We start from the raw sequence: 16193 nt of genomic DNA on the forward strand, positions 1-16193 counted from the left end.
CCATGGAGACCGTACGCGCCGAAGACGGCCAGGTTCTGTTCCTGCCCCACCGACTCAATCGCCAACCGGCCGTTGTTCGAGGCCTGACCGCGGACGAGCTCTGGTTTGCCTCCACCCTGTTTGCGTTGATCGGGCTAGGGCTGAGTCTGCCGCTTGCGGTTGTGGTTGGGCAGCTGGCGGTGCTGCCCACGGGCATCCTCATCACCCTCGCGGTTGGGCTCTACCTGAGCAGCGGATTGCTGCAGACCCTCAAGCGCGGACGACCTGATACCTGGCTGCATCGGCACCTGCAATGGCAGGTAGCAACCCGCCTCCCCCTCCTGGCCACCTGGGTCGGCGGACAGGCGTTGATCCTGCGCTCAGGCACCTGGAGCACACGACGTTCCCGGCCGGTCCTGCGTAAAGGGGAGCGCTGGTCATGAGTCGCTTTCGCCACGAAATCGTGCATCTGCAGGCGCACATACGCACCCTTCGCCTGGCCGCCGCTGCCCTGGCCCTACTGGCGCTGCTACTGGGCCTTGGCTGGTGGAGCGCGCCGCGCGATCTGACCATCCATATCCCACCCGACCTGCGTTCAGGTAGCACCCGACGCTGGTGGGACGTACCTCCCGAAAACGTCTATGCCTTCGCCTTCTACATCTGGCAGCAGCTGCAGCGCTGGCCCAGCGATGGCGAGGCGGATTACCCGCGCAACCTTAAAACCCTCTCGGCCTACCTCACGCCCGCCTGCCAGGACTTCCTCGAGCAGGACTATCAGCGTCGACGCGCCAACGGCGAGCTGCGGCTACGTGTCCGGGGCCTCTACGAGATCCCAGGACGCGGCTACGGCGAGGACCCGGCGCGTCGGGTCAGGGTGATCTCGGCTCGCGACTGGATCGTCACGCTGGATCTGACGGCGGATGAGTACTACAGCAGCGAGCAGATCAAGCGGGCACTGGTGCGCTACCAGCTCAAGGTCGCACGGCTGGATCAAGACCCTGAGCACAACCCGTTCGGCCTTGCGCTGGACTGCTATGCCCAGCCGCCACAACGCATCGACCGCCATCCGGACCCGACGCCTGCTCAAGCCCCAGGAGCCGCCACATGACTCGCCAGCCCCTATCCCTGCTCGCCGCGCTGTTCCTTGGGCTCGGTGTGGCAGCATCCGGTCAGGCCACACAGATCCTGCACTGGCAGCGCCTGCCCCTCACGGTGCCGCTCACGGTAGGCCAGGAACGTGTCGTGTTCCTTGACCGCAAGGTGCGCGTTGGCGTCCCTACAGCTCTGAGTGATCGCTTGCGTATCCAAAGCACCGGCGGCGCGCTGTACCTGCGCGCCAGCACCATGCTTCCGCCCACGCGGCTGCAGGTACAGGATGTGCAGACGGGCATGATCATCCTGCTCGACATCGCCGCAGAGCCGGCCAAATCGGGTCAACCGCCAGCGGAGCCGATTCGAATCGTTCTGGATGCGCCAGGCGAAGAGTCGTCGCCCGCGTCGACTACGCCCGAAGCCGGTACTGCTCAGAGCGCTCCGGACGCGGCCCTGGCGATGACCCTGACCCGCTATGCCGCCCAGCGTCTCTATGCACCCTTACGCACCCTTGAGCCAGTCGAGGGCATTCGCCCCGCCGCGGTGGAGAAAGAGCTGCCGCTGGACAGCCTGTTGCCGGGGCTACCGGTTAGGGCACACGCCCTTGCCGCCTGGCAACTGCAGCACCTGCGAGTCACCGCAGTTCGCCTGAGCAATCAAAGCGCACGTCCTATCGCGTTGGTGCCCGAGACACTACAGGGCGACTTTGTGGCTGCCACCTTCCAGCACCCCGACCTTGGCCCGTCCGGTCAGGCCACCGATACCACAGTGGTTTATCTCGTTACTCGCCACCAGGGACTGCGGGGCGCCGTGCTCCCCAGGGTCACGCCCTTCCCAGACGTCGCACCTCGCCCTCCTGTCTTACCCGCGCTGCGCCACGGTAATGTCGATGAAGACCAGTAGCCTACTCAAATGGGCGGCCATTCCCCTGGCCGGAATGATGACTGCCGTTGGCCTTACGCGATGCACCGGGTCCTCCAGTACGTCTGATGTTGAGCCCGAAACCGCTCATGCGCTGACCCAAGAGGAACGCGCCGCTTTGGGGGTTGAAGGCGACTCCCCTCGGGACACCGTCGCGACCCTGGTAGCTCAGGTCAAGCAGCTGCGTCAGGAGCTGGAGACTGCAACGCGCGATGTGCAGCACTCACGTCATGCGCCCGGCCGTCTTGAGGATGCAACCGCGCTGGTTGATCAGCGAATCGAACACGCCCTGCAGGCTGAGCGGGCGCAGCGGCAGCAGGCTCAGGAGCAGCTGGCGCGTGAACGGCAGCAAACCGAACAATTGCTCAACGACGTCAAGCAGCGCCTGCACACTCCCGCACAGGACGATGCCACGGAGCTGCCGGTAGGGCTCGGCCTTGAGCCCACCCAAGAGGCGTCGACTGAAGTACCACTGCGCTGGATTGAGCCGAGCGATGTGCCGCCTGACGCTGCGTCCAGCAAGAGCCAGGCACACCCACTGCAGCTGGGATTAGCCCCTGAGTCGCCACCCGCCCCAGTCCCTGACAACCGAATGAGCCACGCACCTGATGCTCCGGCCAAACCGGTCTATACCTTGCCGGCCAATGCCACCCTGGTGGGCTCGGTCGCCATGACGGCCCTGATCGGCCGGGTCCCCGTCGACGGCACGGTGAATGACCCCTACCCCTTCAAGGTGCTGATCGGCCCGGACAACCTGACCGCCAACGGCATCGAATTACCCGATGTGGCCGGCGCCGTGGTTAGCGGAACGGCCTCCGGTGACTGGACTCTGTCCTGCGTCCGCGGACAGATCCGCAGCCTGACCTTTGTCTTTACCGACGGCACGATCCGCACCCTACCTGACGATGACCCGCCCAGCGGCCAGGCCCGACGCGGTGAGTCGGCGGACAACGCCCTGGGCTGGATCAGCGATGACCACGGCATTCCCTGCGTAGCGGGTGAACGGCGTAGCAATGCGGCCCAGTACCTGGGCTCGCAAGCCTTGATCACCGCCGCAGGTGCTGGCGCGGCATCGCTCCTGTCAGCCGACAAGGGCACGCATGCCGTCTTCAGCGGCGCCGGCACGTTCGGCACCACCAGCACGTCCGGACAGGGGGCGCTCAACCAGATCCTGGCCAGTGGCATGCAGGACCTGTCGCAGTGGGTCAATCGGTTCTATGGCCAAGCCTTCGCGGCGGTGTACGTGAAACCCGGCGCCCAGGTTGCGGTTCACCTGGAGCGGCCCGTCACGCTCGATTACGTCCCCCAGGGGCGACGCGTTCATCACCTGACAGGAGGCTTCCATGCAGCGCCCTTGGACTGACATGACTTTCGCGCTTGCCACTCCGCTGCTGGCCCTAGCGCTGACGGGCTGCGCCAGCAAGGACATGCTACTTCCGCCCGGTGATCACACCATGCTCGACCTCTGGAGTACCTACACGAGCAGTGTCCAGGGCGCCGAGGTTCGCCTGAACGAGGCCCGGCAGCAGGTGCGTCGTCCGTTGTCCGTCGGAGATGAGCACCCCTCCAGCGGCCCGCGTGCGGACCTGCGCCAGCGCGCTCATTCCCTCAACCAGCAGTTTCCCCGCCTGCCTAACCCTGATCTGGTGATGTATGTCTTCCCGCATTTGGCCGGCGAGGAGTCAGTTCCGGTACCAGGCTACAGCACAGTATTTCCGCTCTATCGACACGTACCCTACGCCCTGCCCGGTGAGCGCGTGGAGGACTACTGATGCGCCGCGCTTGGCTCCGCTGGCCACGCCTGCGCCAGACGACACCGGATCCTCAGTCATCGGATGCCTGGCAGGCCCATGTCATGCGGCTAGCCAAGCACGGGCTGGCTGCCCCGGGCGCCTGCCTGGACCCGTCCAAACGCCGGCCTGCCACCCAAGCGGATCAGGACAGGCTGTACGCCCAGGCGCCCTCGTTCGTCGATCTCCTGCCGTGGGTGGAATACCTGCCTGATGCGCAGTGCATGCTCTTGGACGATGGCCGCTCGGTGGCAGCCTTCTTCGAGTTGCAACCACTGGCGACAGAAGGACGCGAGCCTGACTGGTTCGCCCAAGCGCGCGATGCCGTAGAAACCGCTCTGCAGGAAACACTCGATGAGCACGACGAGAGCCCCTGGGTCGTACAGTTCTATGCCCAGGACGAGCCCACCTTCGAGACTTACCTAAACACACTGTCCGACTACGTCCGCCCTCTCGCACGTCACAGCGTCTTCACGGACTACTACCTGGGCCTGACCGCCCGCCACCTGCAGGCCGTCAGCACGCCCGGCGGACTGTTCGACGACACCACCGTGACCCAGTTGCCCTGGCGTGGGCAGCACCGCCGTACCCGGATGGTCGTCTACCGGCGCCTTCCCGCCACCACGCGCCGCAGCCCTGTGTCAGCGCCTGAGCAGGATCTGAATGCAACCTGCGACCGCCTTACAGCGGCGCTCGCCAGCGCGGGTGTGTCCAGCACACGCCTGGACGCTGCCGCCATCCATGATTGGCTGCTCCGCTGGTTCAATCCCGATCCCACTCACCTGGGCCATACCGACGCCGACAAGGCACGCTTCTATACCCTGACCCGCTATCCGGACACGACACCACCCGACGCCCTGGAATTGGCCAGCGGGACCGATTTTGCGCAGCGCCTTTTCTTCACGCCACCTCGCTCAGACCGAACAACAGGGGTGTGGTACTTCGACGATCAGCCTCATCGCGTCCTGGTGGTTGATCGACTGCGTCAGCCTCCGGAAGCAGGCCACCTGAGCGGTGAGATGCGGCATGGTGAGGCTCTTAATGCGGTAATGGATCAGCTACCAGCGGGCACGGTGATGTGCCTGACGGTAGTCGCAACGCCACAGGATGGATTGGAAGCGCAGCTCAATACGCTGGCACGCAAGGCCGTGGGCGACACTTTGGCCTCCCTGCACACCCGCCAGGACGTCGAGCAGGCCCGCGCCCTGATTGGCGGACAGCACAAGCTGTATCGAGGCGCGCTGGCGTTCTATGTGCGCGCACCGGCGATGGAGAGTCTGCGCCAACGCTGCCACACGCTTAACAACGTGCTGCTGACGGCAGGCCTGCAGGTGGTACGCGAAGACGCGGAGGTGGCGCCGCTTAACAGCTACCTTCGTTGGCTACCCGCAGTCTTTGATCCTGCGGCCGACCGCCGGCATTGGTATACCCAGTTGATGTTCGTGCAGCACGCCGTGAACCTGGCCCCTGTCTGGGGCCGTAGTACGGGAACGGGTCATCCCGGCATCACCTTCTTCAATCGAGGTGGAGGTCTGGTGACCTTCGACCCGCTGAGCCGCCTTGATCGCCAGATGAACGCCCACCTGTTTCTGTTCGGTCCAACCGGGTCGGGCAAGAGCGCGACCTTGAATTACCTGCTGCAGCAGGTGACCGCGCTGTACCGACCTCGATTATTCATCGTCGAGGCCGGTAACTCCTTTGGACTGTTTGCCGACTTCGCCGCCCGCCTGGGGTTGTCCGTTCACCGCGTAACCCTCACACCGGGCAGCGGCATCAGCCTGGCACCCTTCGCCGATGCCTGGCGGCTGGTCACACCGACCTCCCCCAAAGCGCTCGACAGTACAGAGGGTAATCAGTCAGAGGCGTCGGATGAGCAGCGTGATGTCCTGGGCGAACTGGAGATCATCGCGCGCCTGATGATCACCGGCGGAGATCCACGCGAGGACGCACGCATGACCCGCGCAGACCGGAGCCTGCTGCGTCAGTGCCTATTGGCGACCGCCGAACGTTGTGTAGCGCAGGGACAGCCCGTGCTGACCCGCGATCTTTGCGCCACGTTACGCGAACAGGCGCGCGACGACGCCCTTCCCGAACCTCGACGCGCCCGCCTCTTGGACATGGCCGAAGCCATGAGCCTGTTTTGTCAGGGCAGCGACGGCGAACTCTTTGATCGCCCTGGCACGCCGTGGCCTGAGGCTGACATCACCCTGGTGGATCTGGCGACCTTTGCCCGGGAGGGCTATGGCGCGCAGCTTGCCGTGGCCTACGTCAGCCTCATCAACGCCGTGAACAACCTGGCTGAGCGCGATCAGTTCCTGGGGCGTCCCTTGATCAACGTCACCGACGAAGGACACATCATCACCAAGAACCCACTGTTGGCACCCTATGTGGTCAAGATCACCAAGATGTGGCGAAAGCTCGGCGCCTGGTTCTGGCTGGCCACTCAGAATCTGGACGATTTGCCAGCGGCGGCTGAACCCATGCTCAACATGATCGAGTGGTGGATCTGCCTGTCGATGCCGCCCGATGAGGTCGAGAAGATCGCCCGCTTTCGCGAGCTAACGCCTGCTCAGAAGGCCTTGATGCGCTCGGCACGCAAGGAAGCCGGCAAGTTTAGCGAAGGAGTCATCCTGTCCAAGTCGATGGAAACGCTCTTTCGCGTGATACCACCTAGCCTGGTTCTGGCCTTGGCCATGACCGACCCGGAAGAAAAAGCTGAGCGCTACCGCTATGTGCAACAGGACGGGCTCAGCGAGTTGGACGCAGCGTTCAAGATGGCAGAGGCGCTTGACCAGCAGCGTGGCATTACCACGGCCCTCCTTGACCCTCCTAGGCCGCCGCCTAACTGAACGAGCGGGCGCTCAGGCAGACCTGTCGCTCATTATCCGCAGGGATGATCAGTCGCCGCGCTGCCATAGGCTTTCTAGAAAACGCCTACCCCAATCTGCATGCTCCACCCAAGCGTGGCCAAATCGATTTATCCAAGCGAGGCGGTAATTTACCGTCAGCAGGAGCGGTGCTTCACATCCGTAAGGCTGGTTTCACGCTGGAAAATCCACCCGAAAGCATGCGAAACGCAAATCAGAGTTATGGGTTTGCGTTAGCAACGCTTTTGATCTTTCTACTCTTCGCTCACTTTTTTAAGCAATCTCGTATCGAGGCCAAACCGCTCCTGGCTTTCCAACCGGTATGAGCCTTCTGCCAAATCGCAGCTCATGAGCAGATTCCACGAGTGTCGAGATACCGTGGAGGGGATGAGAACAAACGGATGCTTATCTAACAGGTTGTCCCCGAACTGACACTGATTCGAGGAAGGCCGGGCACCTGTTAACCAATTGGGGTTAGGAACGTCCTCGAGTTGCACGACCTTGATCAGGTCTGGATCAAGCACAGTGAAGCAAGTCAGCACATGCGGGACGATGTCCAGCAGGTCAAACCCGGTGTGGACCGCGACTTCCAAGATCGCGGTAGCAGGATCCGCAGCCGCGTACACAACGTGGCGCCCCGGCGGATTCCATCGGCCACCCACCTTATGAGCTCCGATTCCTTTGTCCCATGTGTCCGCAAACTCAGCACGGTCGAGGCGCCAGGCATGCCACGCTCCCGACCAAGGCAAAGCATTCACTGATAGACCCCGTACTTAATCCGCTCTAGATAGTCCTCGACCGCCTGAAACCCCATCGGGTTATGGATGACATCTAAAGGAATGTCTCCGTCGAGATACTTACAGGGCCGACTCAACCACTGCTCTGCAAGCTGCTGGTCACCGAACACATTGATCGCGTCCTCTAGCACCTTGGCGTACTGGAACGCGATAGCGCTTTGAAGAGCATCCAGCCTTTCAGAGCGGCCTGCGCTGTTCTGGCGTTGCAGCGTACGGATCGATTTGCCAATGATGCGGCTGGTGATCTTTTTGTGCGCCAGAGGCTGATATGCCGAAATCAATGCATCTACGTCGTGACGGTAAAAGCCCTCTGTAGTGCGTTTGTAGATGTCGTAATCACTAAGCTGGCCAGCATCAACATGGATGAGAAACCATGTCGGCTTGGCTAGGTTGTAGTCTTTGGTCGACCGGCTGGTGACAGTAGTCATGACAAAATCCTCCAGCGTCATTTGACGCATACACTACCGCCGTTTGGCGCATAACGCACTATACCTACGAGCGATTGCGCGCTGGCCTGGCGCTCATTTCAGCCTTACAACGCAGCATGGGGCAGTGAGGTCCAGACCCGCTGCCAATTGAATTTTCGTTGAGCGTCGATCACTGCAGCTCACAAAGGATGTTCTCCGGTGCTGACCGCATGCGCGCTCAAGCAAAAACGTCGCTAAAAAATCCGGTAAGGCCCGCTTCCCTATTCTTTCTGGTACTCGGCTTCGTCGTCTTTTGAACTAGGCATATCCCCGCGCCTGGAGACGACTGCCGCCATGACCCATCGTAATGCCCGGTATCGCCCTACCTGTCTGGGACCCTTGGTCCTGGGGCTAGCCTGCCTTCGCGCAGAGGCTGTGGACGTTGTGGCCTATACGGACCGCCACCATCCACTTACCCAGACTCAAGGTGCCCGTGTCGTTCTGCTCGACGAGGCCTCGTGGCTGCAAGAAGCGCTTTCTCGAGACCTACCACCCAACCTTACGACTGCTGAACAACGGGTTCGCCATCGTCTGGAACAGACGCCGGCCCTCGCCCCGCAACTGGCCAATGCCTACCAAGACCTCCTACAGGCCTGGCATCTGGGCCTTACTCACCTGCCGGCCGTAGTGGTTGATCACCGCTACGTCGTCTATGGCGATACGAACGTGGCCCGGGCCGTGGCACGTATCGAACGCCAGCTGGGCCGCCGGCCATGAAGCGCTCTGCTCGCCTGCGCCCTTTGCTGCTGGCCGGCACCCTTGCCAGCACGACCGCGGCTTTGGCGCTGGATACCCCGGCGATCGTGGCTTCGGTGGCCTCACCCGACTGCCTGCAGTACCGCGTTGTCGGCATCTGTTACTGGCTTTACTGCACCTTAAGCGGCTGTAGCGTCCGCACCTCGCTCAAGGTCAGGCATTACGTTCCGGACGCCGTCGTTGCCAGCTATTCGAACACCGGTGAAAACCCGTGGCAGGCCCTGCGTGCACTGAGTCCGGCGACTGCCATGGCACGCTCAGGCGGCGCAGGAACCAGCGCCGAGGTGCATGAAAACAACCTTGCCCTATTCAAGAATGCGGATGTGATCGGTCATCCCGGCGCTGCCGCCCTGGGTCAGTATGCCGGCCAGTTTGGCTACACCTGCGGTGGCGCCGGGACACCGTTCAAACCCTATTTGCTCAGCACGCTCGATACCCTGGCCTGGCGATATGGCATACCCGAGCGCGCCTATCCTGAAGCGGTGTCACCCGGCCTACGGGAGATTGGCACCCGCGCGCAAGCCAACCTCTGGGGCACCGTCTATCCCCGGACCGGCTTTGTGCATCAAGCCGATGACTACAAGGGCGCTGCCGTCATCGCCCAGCGCGCAGGCGATATCGTCACACGCGAGGGACAGCCCCACGTCTACCAGCCGCTGCGGGCGCAGCCGCAACCGGGTTACTGGCCCGCCGGCCCGCTCAAAGAGGGCGATGCCCAAACCGGTAGGTGGCAGCCCTTGGCGCCTCGGCTTTCGTCCACCTGCGTGGTGTTCCCGCATGACCAAGCAGGGCCACAGGCCATGCAGGGCGACTACGCCTGGGCGTTGTGGCGCCCCTATGCCTGCTGTGAGCGCCAGGGCCAGGTGCTGCTGGGCAGCCAGGACTTTCTGTAGCGATCTCAGTAGGTATCTCCATGACCCCTTCTCATCGAATGGGCCTTTGGCGGGCTCTGCACCTCGTCACAGGCATGCTGCTGCTCACCACCAGTAGCGCGCAATCACTTCGCCTGGATAACACAGGCATCAACCTCAGCGGACCAATCTTCAGTGACGAGGTGTTCTACAGCATCGGCGGCGGCCGGGCGGTGTCCATGAGCCCGGCGGGCAACATGGAGAGCCTGGGTGTGGGCGTTGGCTGGAACAGCAACCTGGTCTGTGGCGACATGAGCCTGTCGACCACGGTGCAAAATCAGCTCAATGGCGTCACCAACGGCTTTCATAGCCTGATGAACAACGTCATCCAGAACGCCACCAGCGCGGTGGCCTCACTGCCCGCGCTCATCATCCAGCGGGCAGATCCTGCCCTGTATAACCTCCTCACCAACGGCATCCTGCAGGCGCGCCTGGACTTCGATCGCTCCAAGGCCAGTTGCCGCGCCCTGGCCGGTCGCATGGCAGATCTTGCAGGCGGAAGCGCCGGATGGGATCAGCTGGCCGAAGGCATGGCGCTCAAGCAAACCCTTGCCAGTCGCGACGGAGTGTCCGCGGTCGAGCAGGCTGAAACCCGCGGGGGTCAGCAGGGCGTGCCCTGGGTGGCCGGCGCGCCAGCGGGAGGACGTGATCAGCCCCCGATCCGCCTGATTAGCGATGTCACCCGGGCAGGCTACAACCTGCTCAACGGGCGAAATGCTCAGGAGACCACCGACCTGGACCCCGCGCAGTGCCACGACCGGTTGATCTGTCAGGTCTGGCCGTCGCCCCACGCCGCGACAGCCTGGGCCAATCGAGTCTTGGGAGAGCGCGAACTCAGAACCTGTACGCAGTGCACCAAGACCCAAACCACACCCGGCGTAGGCCTGACGCCGCTGATCCAGGAGGAGTACGACAAGGTCCTGCGCGCGCTGCGCGACCTCGTGGCAGGCACCACGCCCACCACCTCCGAGCAGCTTGCCGCTGCGGGTAGCCGCGCACTGCCCGTCACCCGAGGTGTCATCGAGGCCTTACGCGATGAGCCGGACCGAGATGTACTAAGCGAGCGTCTTGCCTCCGAGGTGGCCTTGTCACGCGTTGTGGAGCAAGCACTGTTGCTCCAGCGGTTGCTGCTGACCGGGCTCAAGGAGCCCAACGTCGCCGCAAATGAGATCGCCACGCGCACCCTTCGTACCGAGCAGGAAACCCTGACCCAGGAGGTCGGTAACCTGAAGACCGAGCTGGAGCTGCGCAGGACGCTGACGACCAATGCGGCGTCGCGTGTGGTAGATCGCCAACGCGAACGCGCCGCTCGCTCAGGCGGCATCTTCCAGGGTGATGCCACGCCCCGCCGCCTGGATGTGATTCAGGCTCCTCAGGAGGATGCGCCATGAGGCAACTCATTTGGCGTGCGGTCCGCAAACAATGCCTGCGGCGTCGCTCACTGGCCGCGCTGGTGCTCTTGGTGGTGTTCCTCCTGGCACCACAATTCGGCCAACCCTCCCTAGACCGACTACAGGCCTGGACCGCTTGGCTGGAGGCGCACGCGATGCTCCTGTTGCTGTGGCGGCTGTGCCTGTATGGCCTCACGGCGTGGGGCTGGTATGGGCTGCACCAACGGGTACGTGCCCGCGAAAGGTCATCGCGTGAGCTGGTACGTCTGTACCTGCTGGAAGGCCTCGCCCTGTCGACGCTGGCGGCTGCGGAATGGCGCCTTTGGACCCACGCCGTGTAGTGAGGACACCCTGCCATGACGCTCTACACCACGGACTACCTCGAGTACTACCTCACCCTGGTCGGCTGGCTTATCCATAACGGCATCTGGAATCTGTTGCTGGCCAGCGGTCTCTTTGCGCTGCCCTTTCTGCTGATCGTGATCCAGGAATGGCTGCACACCCGCACCATCAGTGCGGATGAAAGTCAGCAGAGCCTGCTCTCTACCCGACGCATCGAAAGCCGCATGCTCCTGGCGATCGGCATCATCGCCTTTGCAGCGATTCCCATGATCCCGGTATCGCTAAACACCCTTCAGTTTGATATGACCCGCTCCCGCCAATGCCAGGTCGATGTGGCAGCCCCTTCCAAGACGGGCTGGGCCCTGAGCTATACCCAGCTCAATGGACAGCAGGCCCTGATACCGGTCTGGTGGTTCTTCGTGCATGGGCTGTCCAAGGCCGTCACCGGCGCGGCCATCGCGGCCATTCCCTGCGGTACGGACTTGCGACAGATCCGTATGGAGCTCGATGCCACACGCATTGCCGATCCACTGCTCGCGCAGGAAGTAGCCGACTTTACCCGTGAGTGCTACGGCCCCTCGCGCGCCCGACTGTTCATGCAGCGCCCGGGCCTGGCTGCGGATCAGCGTTATGACGTCACCTGGATCGGCTCTCGCTATTTTCTCAACTCACCTGGCTTTTACGACACTGACCGCGCACGCACCCCTCGCCAGGCCTGGCCTTACGAGCCCACCCGTGATGCGGGCCTGGCACCGGGCGCGAATGGCGCGGGCTACCCAACCTGTCGCCAATGGTGGTCCGATCCGGGGCGCGGGCTGCGCGAGCGATTGCTGACCCAGGTCGATGCTGGACTGCTGAACCGCTTGGCACACTGGGCAGGCTTTGTCTCCCGGCAGACCGTAGACGATGCGGTCATACGCACTGTCGTCGCGCCGCGCCAGCAGAAGCTCAATCAGGGACAGGTCTATAGCGACTATGGTGGTCAGGTGGATATGTCGCTGCCCAACATGGCCGCACGCCTGGCGGGCGACACGGGATTAGCCTTGGGATCCCTGGGGTTCTTTCCAGCCATGGACGTCGTGCGTCAGGCACTGCCGATGGTGCTGTCACTGCTGAAGATGGCGCTGGTGATTGGCCTTCCCTTGCTGCTGGTCATAGGCACCTACGACCTCAAGACCACGCTGACGCTTAGCACCGTGCAGTTTGCGCTCTTCTTCGTGGAGTTCTGGTTTCAGCTGGCCCGTTGGCTAGACAGCACCATCCTGGATGCTCTCTATGGTTGGGGCTTTGGCGCCGGACGTCCCCATCGAAATTTCGATCCACTGATCGGCCTGAACAACGCCTTCGGTGACCTCCTGCTGAATTTCGTCATGGCCACCATGTTCATCGCCTTTCCAACGTTCTGGATAACGGCTCTGACCTGGGCAGGCTTACGGGCCGGTGCGGCCCTTCAGGCGCTGGCAACGGCCACCCAAGATGCACGAGGCGCAGGCGGCAAGGGAACCCAAGCGCTGCGACAAGGGATGCAGTAAAGGCTTACTCCTGACGCACGAGGTACCACCCGTGAACCAGCACATACGCTTTTTCCATCAGGTGATGCGATTAGCCACCAGAGACCTCAGCCTGCTCAGACATTGGCTCAATCGTCGCACCGACGCCTCTCCGCCTGATCCAGGCCCTACGACAGATTCGGCTCAACGCCTACGTCACCCCCTGCCAGGAGACGTCTTGTTGGCGCGTCCTGCGCGCACTGTCCTGGTCGAACAAATCTGGCAGCGCACCGCGGTCTCGCGCGAGCAATTCGCACAGCTGTACCTCGCTCCCCTGCAGCGGTACGCCCATTTGGTTCAGGAATTTCCCGCTTCACAGGACGGGCACTACCGGTACGCCGGAGGCATGCTCGATCAGGCGCTTCACCGCGTCATCTGCGCACTTCGTCTGCGCCAGGCCTGCCTGTTACCTGCCGGCGCGCCACCCGAGGAGCAGGCCGAGCAAGCCGAAGCCTGGACGGCCGCGGTGGTCTACGCCGTGCTGCTGCAGGATCTGGGTAAGCTGGTCGTTGATCTCCGCGTAGAACACGATGACGGAACACCATGGCGGCCTTGGCAGGGCCCGCTGCAGCGCCCCTATCGCGTTCACTATCCGGATGAGCGGCCCTATCGCTTACAAGCCGCGGCCACCGCACTGCTCCACGTCCACGTGCTGGATCCGGAGCTGCTCACCTGGCTCTCAAGCTACGATGTGCTCTGGACACAGATGCTGTACATGATGAGCGGCCAGGAAGCGCACGCAGACATCCTGGGAGATCTCGCCTTTCAGGCCGCTCAAGCTGTGGCAGATCAAGCCTCCTGTTAAGCGCGCGTAAGGGGCTCTAAGCTAAGTCGCAGCCTGAATAGCGCATGCGGATAGGCCATTTCAACGCTACCTGCCAGGTTCCACGTGAAACGTTTAAGGCCTGGGCTAGGCCAGACGACGGGCGTCGCGTCGGATCATCTGTGGCGGCACGCCGAAGCCGCGCATGAACAATCCGCGCAGATGGCGGTGATTGCGAAAGCCGGTCTCCCGCGCCACCGTTTCCAGGGAATGACGGGGCTGCTCTATCATCAAACGTGCCGTCTCCAGGCGCAGCCCCTCGACGGCCTTTGCCGGTGACTACCTCGTCTCGGCGATAAACACCCGACTAAATTGCCGCGGACTCAGGTGAGGCACCTCGGCCAGCTTCTCAACACTCAGGGGGCGGCCCAGGTGCTGCCGGGCGTATGCGAGCGCGGTCTGAATCCGATCCGATTTGGGCATCAGGGTCAGCAGTTCTGAATGCTAAGTCTGGCCGCCAGAGCGGAATTGCTGCATGACCAGCCGATGCGCCACCGAGCGCGCTACCTCCATATCCAAGCCTTTTCCACCATGCCCAGCGCCAGGTCCAGGCCGGCGGTGGTCCACACGGGGCCGTCGACGATGAAGATGCGGTCCTCCTCGACACGGATCTGTGGATAGCGATCCTGCATGGCCCGTGCGAAGGACCAATAGGTGGTAGCCCGGCGCCGGTGGAGTAGACCGGCCGCGACCAGCGCAAAGCCACAGGTACAGATCCCCGCTGTGCGGCGCGCCTGGGCGCCGGCCAAGCGGACGAAATCCAGCAGTGTGAGCAACGGCTCGATGGCCAGGGCTTAGTCTCCACCAGCAACTGCTGGCGACAGCCGCGCCATGCCACTGGACGCTTTCGTCTCCTAGACTTTGGACAAGCTGGTCACTGCCGAGACCGAGGTGCTAGTGGATCGTGTGGTGCCGCTGCGGGCCAATGCCGGCCCGCAGGAGCATGCGCTGATCAACCGGTTCAACCAGGCACTGGCCGACAACCCCATCCCCGTTGCCTGACCAAGATTGCCGGCCGCCTCCCGCGGTCGGCAGGTATCAGTGGTCGACGTGCATGTCACTCCAGCAGTGATAAGTAGGCATCAACGTTCTTTCGTTTATTTCGAATATTGCACGTTTCGTTTATTTCGACTATAAACGCTAGTGGCGTATGAGACGCCAGGAATGTGCGTTGCCTTTGGGAGATACATCATGACCACCGCCGATCTTGCTCGAACCATTCTCCCGGATGAAAAAGCAATCGCTACGGCTACTGAATCAAGCCGTCAGATCGCTGCTTTCGTTTCAACGAAGCTAGATACTCAGCGTATTGAACTGGTTGATGAGGCCCAGCAACGCCAGGTTGTTGAACTACCTACGCTCGCGCTTAAGTTGCTCGGGGACATACTCAGCGAATTGGCCTTAGGCAACACCGTGAAGGTAGTGCCGATTCATGCAGAGCTGACGACCCAAGAATGTGCCGACATGCTCAATGTCTCGCGCCCTCATCTCGTTAAGCTGCTGGACGAAGGCCAGATTCCGCACACCAAAACCGGTAGCCATCGACGTATTAGGTTCACCGACCTCATGGTCTACAAAGCTGACCGTGATAGGGCGAGTCAGGACGCTATGGAAGAACTGGCTGCGCAAGCCCAAGCGCTTAACATGGGGTATTGATGAGACATTCACCGTTCACTGTCATCTACGATGCCTGTGTTCTGTACCCCGCACCTCTGCGCGATTTGCTGATGCAACTGGCCCTCACTGGAGCGTATCGAGCGCGCTGGTCCGAGCAGATCCATGATGAGTGGACGAGAAACGTGCTGAAGAACCGTCCCGACCTGACAAGCGCGCAGCTCGATCGCACTGTCGAACTCATGAATCGGGCAGTTCCTGACTGTCTTGTGAAGGACTATGAGCCTTTGGTGAAAGGGCTCGACCTACCAGACGAAGACGACCGGCATGTATTAGCCGCTGCCATCAAATGCGGTGCTTCGGTCATCGTCACCTATAACCTCAGGGATTTTCCTGCTGAAATCCTCAAGTGCTTCGAGATCGAGGCGTTGCATCCCGACGTCTTCCTGTCCGACATCTGGGACTTGGATCAAGCAGCTGTGCTTGAAGCGGCCCGAAGACAGCGTGCTTCTTTGAAGAACCATACCCATACGCCCTGCGAGCTACTCGATACGTTGCTTAAGCAGCAGCTCCCCGAGCTCGTTAAGCATCTCTCCAACTTCGAGTCATTGATCTGACCTCTGCTAGGGCCAGAGCTCTAGGCCGGTAGGTGCGGGCCAGGTCCATCTGCTGCGCGGCGGACGCCTGAGCTTCGAAACCGCACGGGGCGAGCGGCGGGACTTGGTCGAGCCTAGCCTCATGCTGATGATTCGCCCGCGTGCGCATCAGCGCTTGCAGCAGCGCCGCCCCCTGGCGCTGATCGCCGACGAGGTCGGCTACGATAGTCCCTCGGCCCTGGCCCGCGCCTTTCGCCGCATCACCGGCGCGAGCCCGACCGAATGGCAGCGGGCACA

Annotated in this window: 16 protein-coding genes and 2 pseudogenes; 15 read left to right on the plus strand and 3 right to left on the minus strand. The window is 62.4% G+C overall.

The features are described 5' to 3' along the window. Window positions 1-2: 2 nt before the first annotated feature. The 6 genes from PVZ77_RS01655 to PVZ77_RS01680 are packed head-to-tail and all read left to right on the plus strand — an operon-like array spanning window position 3 to window position 6631. A complete protein-coding gene (locus tag PVZ77_RS01655; protein WP_042134799.1) occupies window positions 3-422 on the plus strand; it encodes a TIGR03750 family conjugal transfer protein in 420 nt (139 codons plus the stop codon). Continuing rightward, entirely contained in the window at window positions 419-1087 is a 669-nt protein-coding gene (locus tag PVZ77_RS01660; RefSeq protein WP_042134801.1) for a PFL_4703 family integrating conjugative element protein, read from the plus strand. Before PVZ77_RS01655 ends, PVZ77_RS01660 begins: the two co-directional genes overlap by 4 nt. Beyond that, window positions 1084-1974 carry a TIGR03749 family integrating conjugative element protein gene (locus PVZ77_RS01665; RefSeq protein ID WP_273805581.1) on the plus strand — a complete coding sequence of 297 codons (891 nt, stop codon included), beginning with the start codon at window positions 1084-1086 and terminating at the stop codon, window positions 1972-1974. The genes PVZ77_RS01660 and PVZ77_RS01665 overlap by 4 nt, the downstream gene beginning before the upstream one ends. Further along, window positions 1961-3355, plus strand: a complete 1395-nt coding sequence (locus PVZ77_RS01670) for a TIGR03752 family integrating conjugative element protein (protein WP_042134805.1) — start codon at window positions 1961-1963, stop codon at window positions 3353-3355. Before PVZ77_RS01665 ends, PVZ77_RS01670 begins: the two co-directional genes overlap by 14 nt. Further along, window positions 3336-3764 carry a TIGR03751 family conjugal transfer lipoprotein gene (locus tag PVZ77_RS01675; RefSeq protein ID WP_042134807.1) on the plus strand — a complete coding sequence of 143 codons (429 nt, stop codon included), beginning with the start codon at window positions 3336-3338 and terminating at the stop codon, window positions 3762-3764. Before PVZ77_RS01670 ends, PVZ77_RS01675 begins: the two co-directional genes overlap by 20 nt. Continuing rightward, a complete protein-coding gene (locus PVZ77_RS01680) occupies window positions 3764-6631 on the plus strand; it encodes a conjugative transfer ATPase (RefSeq protein WP_042134809.1) in 2868 nt (955 codons plus the stop codon). Before PVZ77_RS01675 ends, PVZ77_RS01680 begins: the two co-directional genes overlap by 1 nt. Window positions 6632-6903: 272 nt before the next feature. On the opposite strand, the gene PVZ77_RS01685 is transcribed toward PVZ77_RS01680, so the two are convergent. Continuing rightward, window positions 6904-7407, minus strand: coding sequence for an RES family NAD+ phosphorylase (locus PVZ77_RS01685; RefSeq protein WP_042134811.1), 504 nt, complete (start codon window positions 7405-7407; stop codon window positions 6904-6906). Continuing rightward, complete coding sequence (locus PVZ77_RS01690; RefSeq protein ID WP_042135426.1) at window positions 7404-7874, minus strand: antitoxin Xre/MbcA/ParS toxin-binding domain-containing protein; 471 nt, start codon at window positions 7872-7874, stop codon at window positions 7404-7406. The genes PVZ77_RS01685 and PVZ77_RS01690 overlap by 4 nt, the downstream gene beginning before the upstream one ends. A gap of 414 nt (window positions 7875-8288) precedes the next feature. Here PVZ77_RS01690 and PVZ77_RS01695 point away from each other — a divergent pair, with 414 nt between their 5' ends. The 6 genes from PVZ77_RS01695 (at window position 8289) to PVZ77_RS01720 (ending at window position 13668) form a co-directional block, all read left to right on the plus strand. After that, entirely contained in the window at window positions 8289-8630 is a 342-nt protein-coding gene (locus PVZ77_RS01695) for a TIGR03757 family integrating conjugative element protein (RefSeq protein WP_273805580.1), read from the plus strand. Further along, window positions 8627-9562 (plus strand): TIGR03756 family integrating conjugative element protein, encoded by a 936-nt coding sequence (locus PVZ77_RS01700; protein ID WP_115946258.1) that lies wholly within the window; start codon window positions 8627-8629, stop codon window positions 9560-9562. Before PVZ77_RS01695 ends, PVZ77_RS01700 begins: the two co-directional genes overlap by 4 nt. A 74-nt stretch (window positions 9563-9636) precedes the next feature. Further along, window positions 9637-10971 (plus strand): integrating conjugative element protein, encoded by a 1335-nt coding sequence (locus PVZ77_RS01705; RefSeq protein ID WP_115946406.1) that lies wholly within the window; start codon window positions 9637-9639, stop codon window positions 10969-10971. Further along, window positions 10968-11312 (plus strand): hypothetical protein, encoded by a 345-nt coding sequence (locus tag PVZ77_RS01710; RefSeq protein WP_042134816.1) that lies wholly within the window; start codon window positions 10968-10970, stop codon window positions 11310-11312. Before PVZ77_RS01705 ends, PVZ77_RS01710 begins: the two co-directional genes overlap by 4 nt. Window positions 11313-11327: 15 nt before the next feature. Continuing rightward, window positions 11328-12845: a conjugal transfer protein TraG N-terminal domain-containing protein gene (locus PVZ77_RS01715; protein WP_042134818.1), complete on the plus strand. Its 1518-nt coding sequence runs from the start codon at window positions 11328-11330 to the stop codon at window positions 12843-12845. A 64-nt stretch (window positions 12846-12909) separates the two neighbouring features. Further along, window positions 12910-13668 (plus strand): TraI domain-containing protein, encoded by a 759-nt coding sequence (locus PVZ77_RS01720; protein WP_255211819.1) that lies wholly within the window; start codon window positions 12910-12912, stop codon window positions 13666-13668. A 105-nt stretch (window positions 13669-13773) separates the two neighbouring features. Here the strand turns inward: PVZ77_RS01720 and PVZ77_RS01725 are convergent. After that, window positions 13774-14423 (minus strand): annotated as a pseudogene (locus tag PVZ77_RS01725) (GlxA family transcriptional regulator); the annotation flags it as partial. Between the two features lie 454 nt (window positions 14424-14877). Here PVZ77_RS01725 and PVZ77_RS01730 point away from each other — a divergent pair. The 3 genes and pseudogenes from PVZ77_RS01730 to PVZ77_RS01740 all read left to right on the plus strand — a co-directional run. After that, complete coding sequence (locus PVZ77_RS01730) at window positions 14878-15342, plus strand: helix-turn-helix domain-containing protein (RefSeq protein WP_042135427.1); 465 nt, start codon at window positions 14878-14880, stop codon at window positions 15340-15342. Continuing rightward, window positions 15342-15917, plus strand: a complete 576-nt coding sequence (locus PVZ77_RS01735) for a PIN domain-containing protein (protein ID WP_273805579.1) — start codon at window positions 15342-15344, stop codon at window positions 15915-15917. Before PVZ77_RS01730 ends, PVZ77_RS01735 begins: the two co-directional genes overlap by 1 nt. A gap of 142 nt (window positions 15918-16059) precedes the next feature. Beyond that, window positions 16060-16185: pseudogene (locus PVZ77_RS01740) on the plus strand (helix-turn-helix domain-containing protein); the annotation flags it as partial. Window positions 16186-16193: the final 8 nt, after the last annotated feature.

This window comes from Pseudomonas sp. SHLD1, assembly GCF_028640935.1.
Taxonomy (GTDB): domain Bacteria; phylum Pseudomonadota; class Gammaproteobacteria; order Pseudomonadales; family Pseudomonadaceae; genus Chryseomonas; species Chryseomonas aestiva.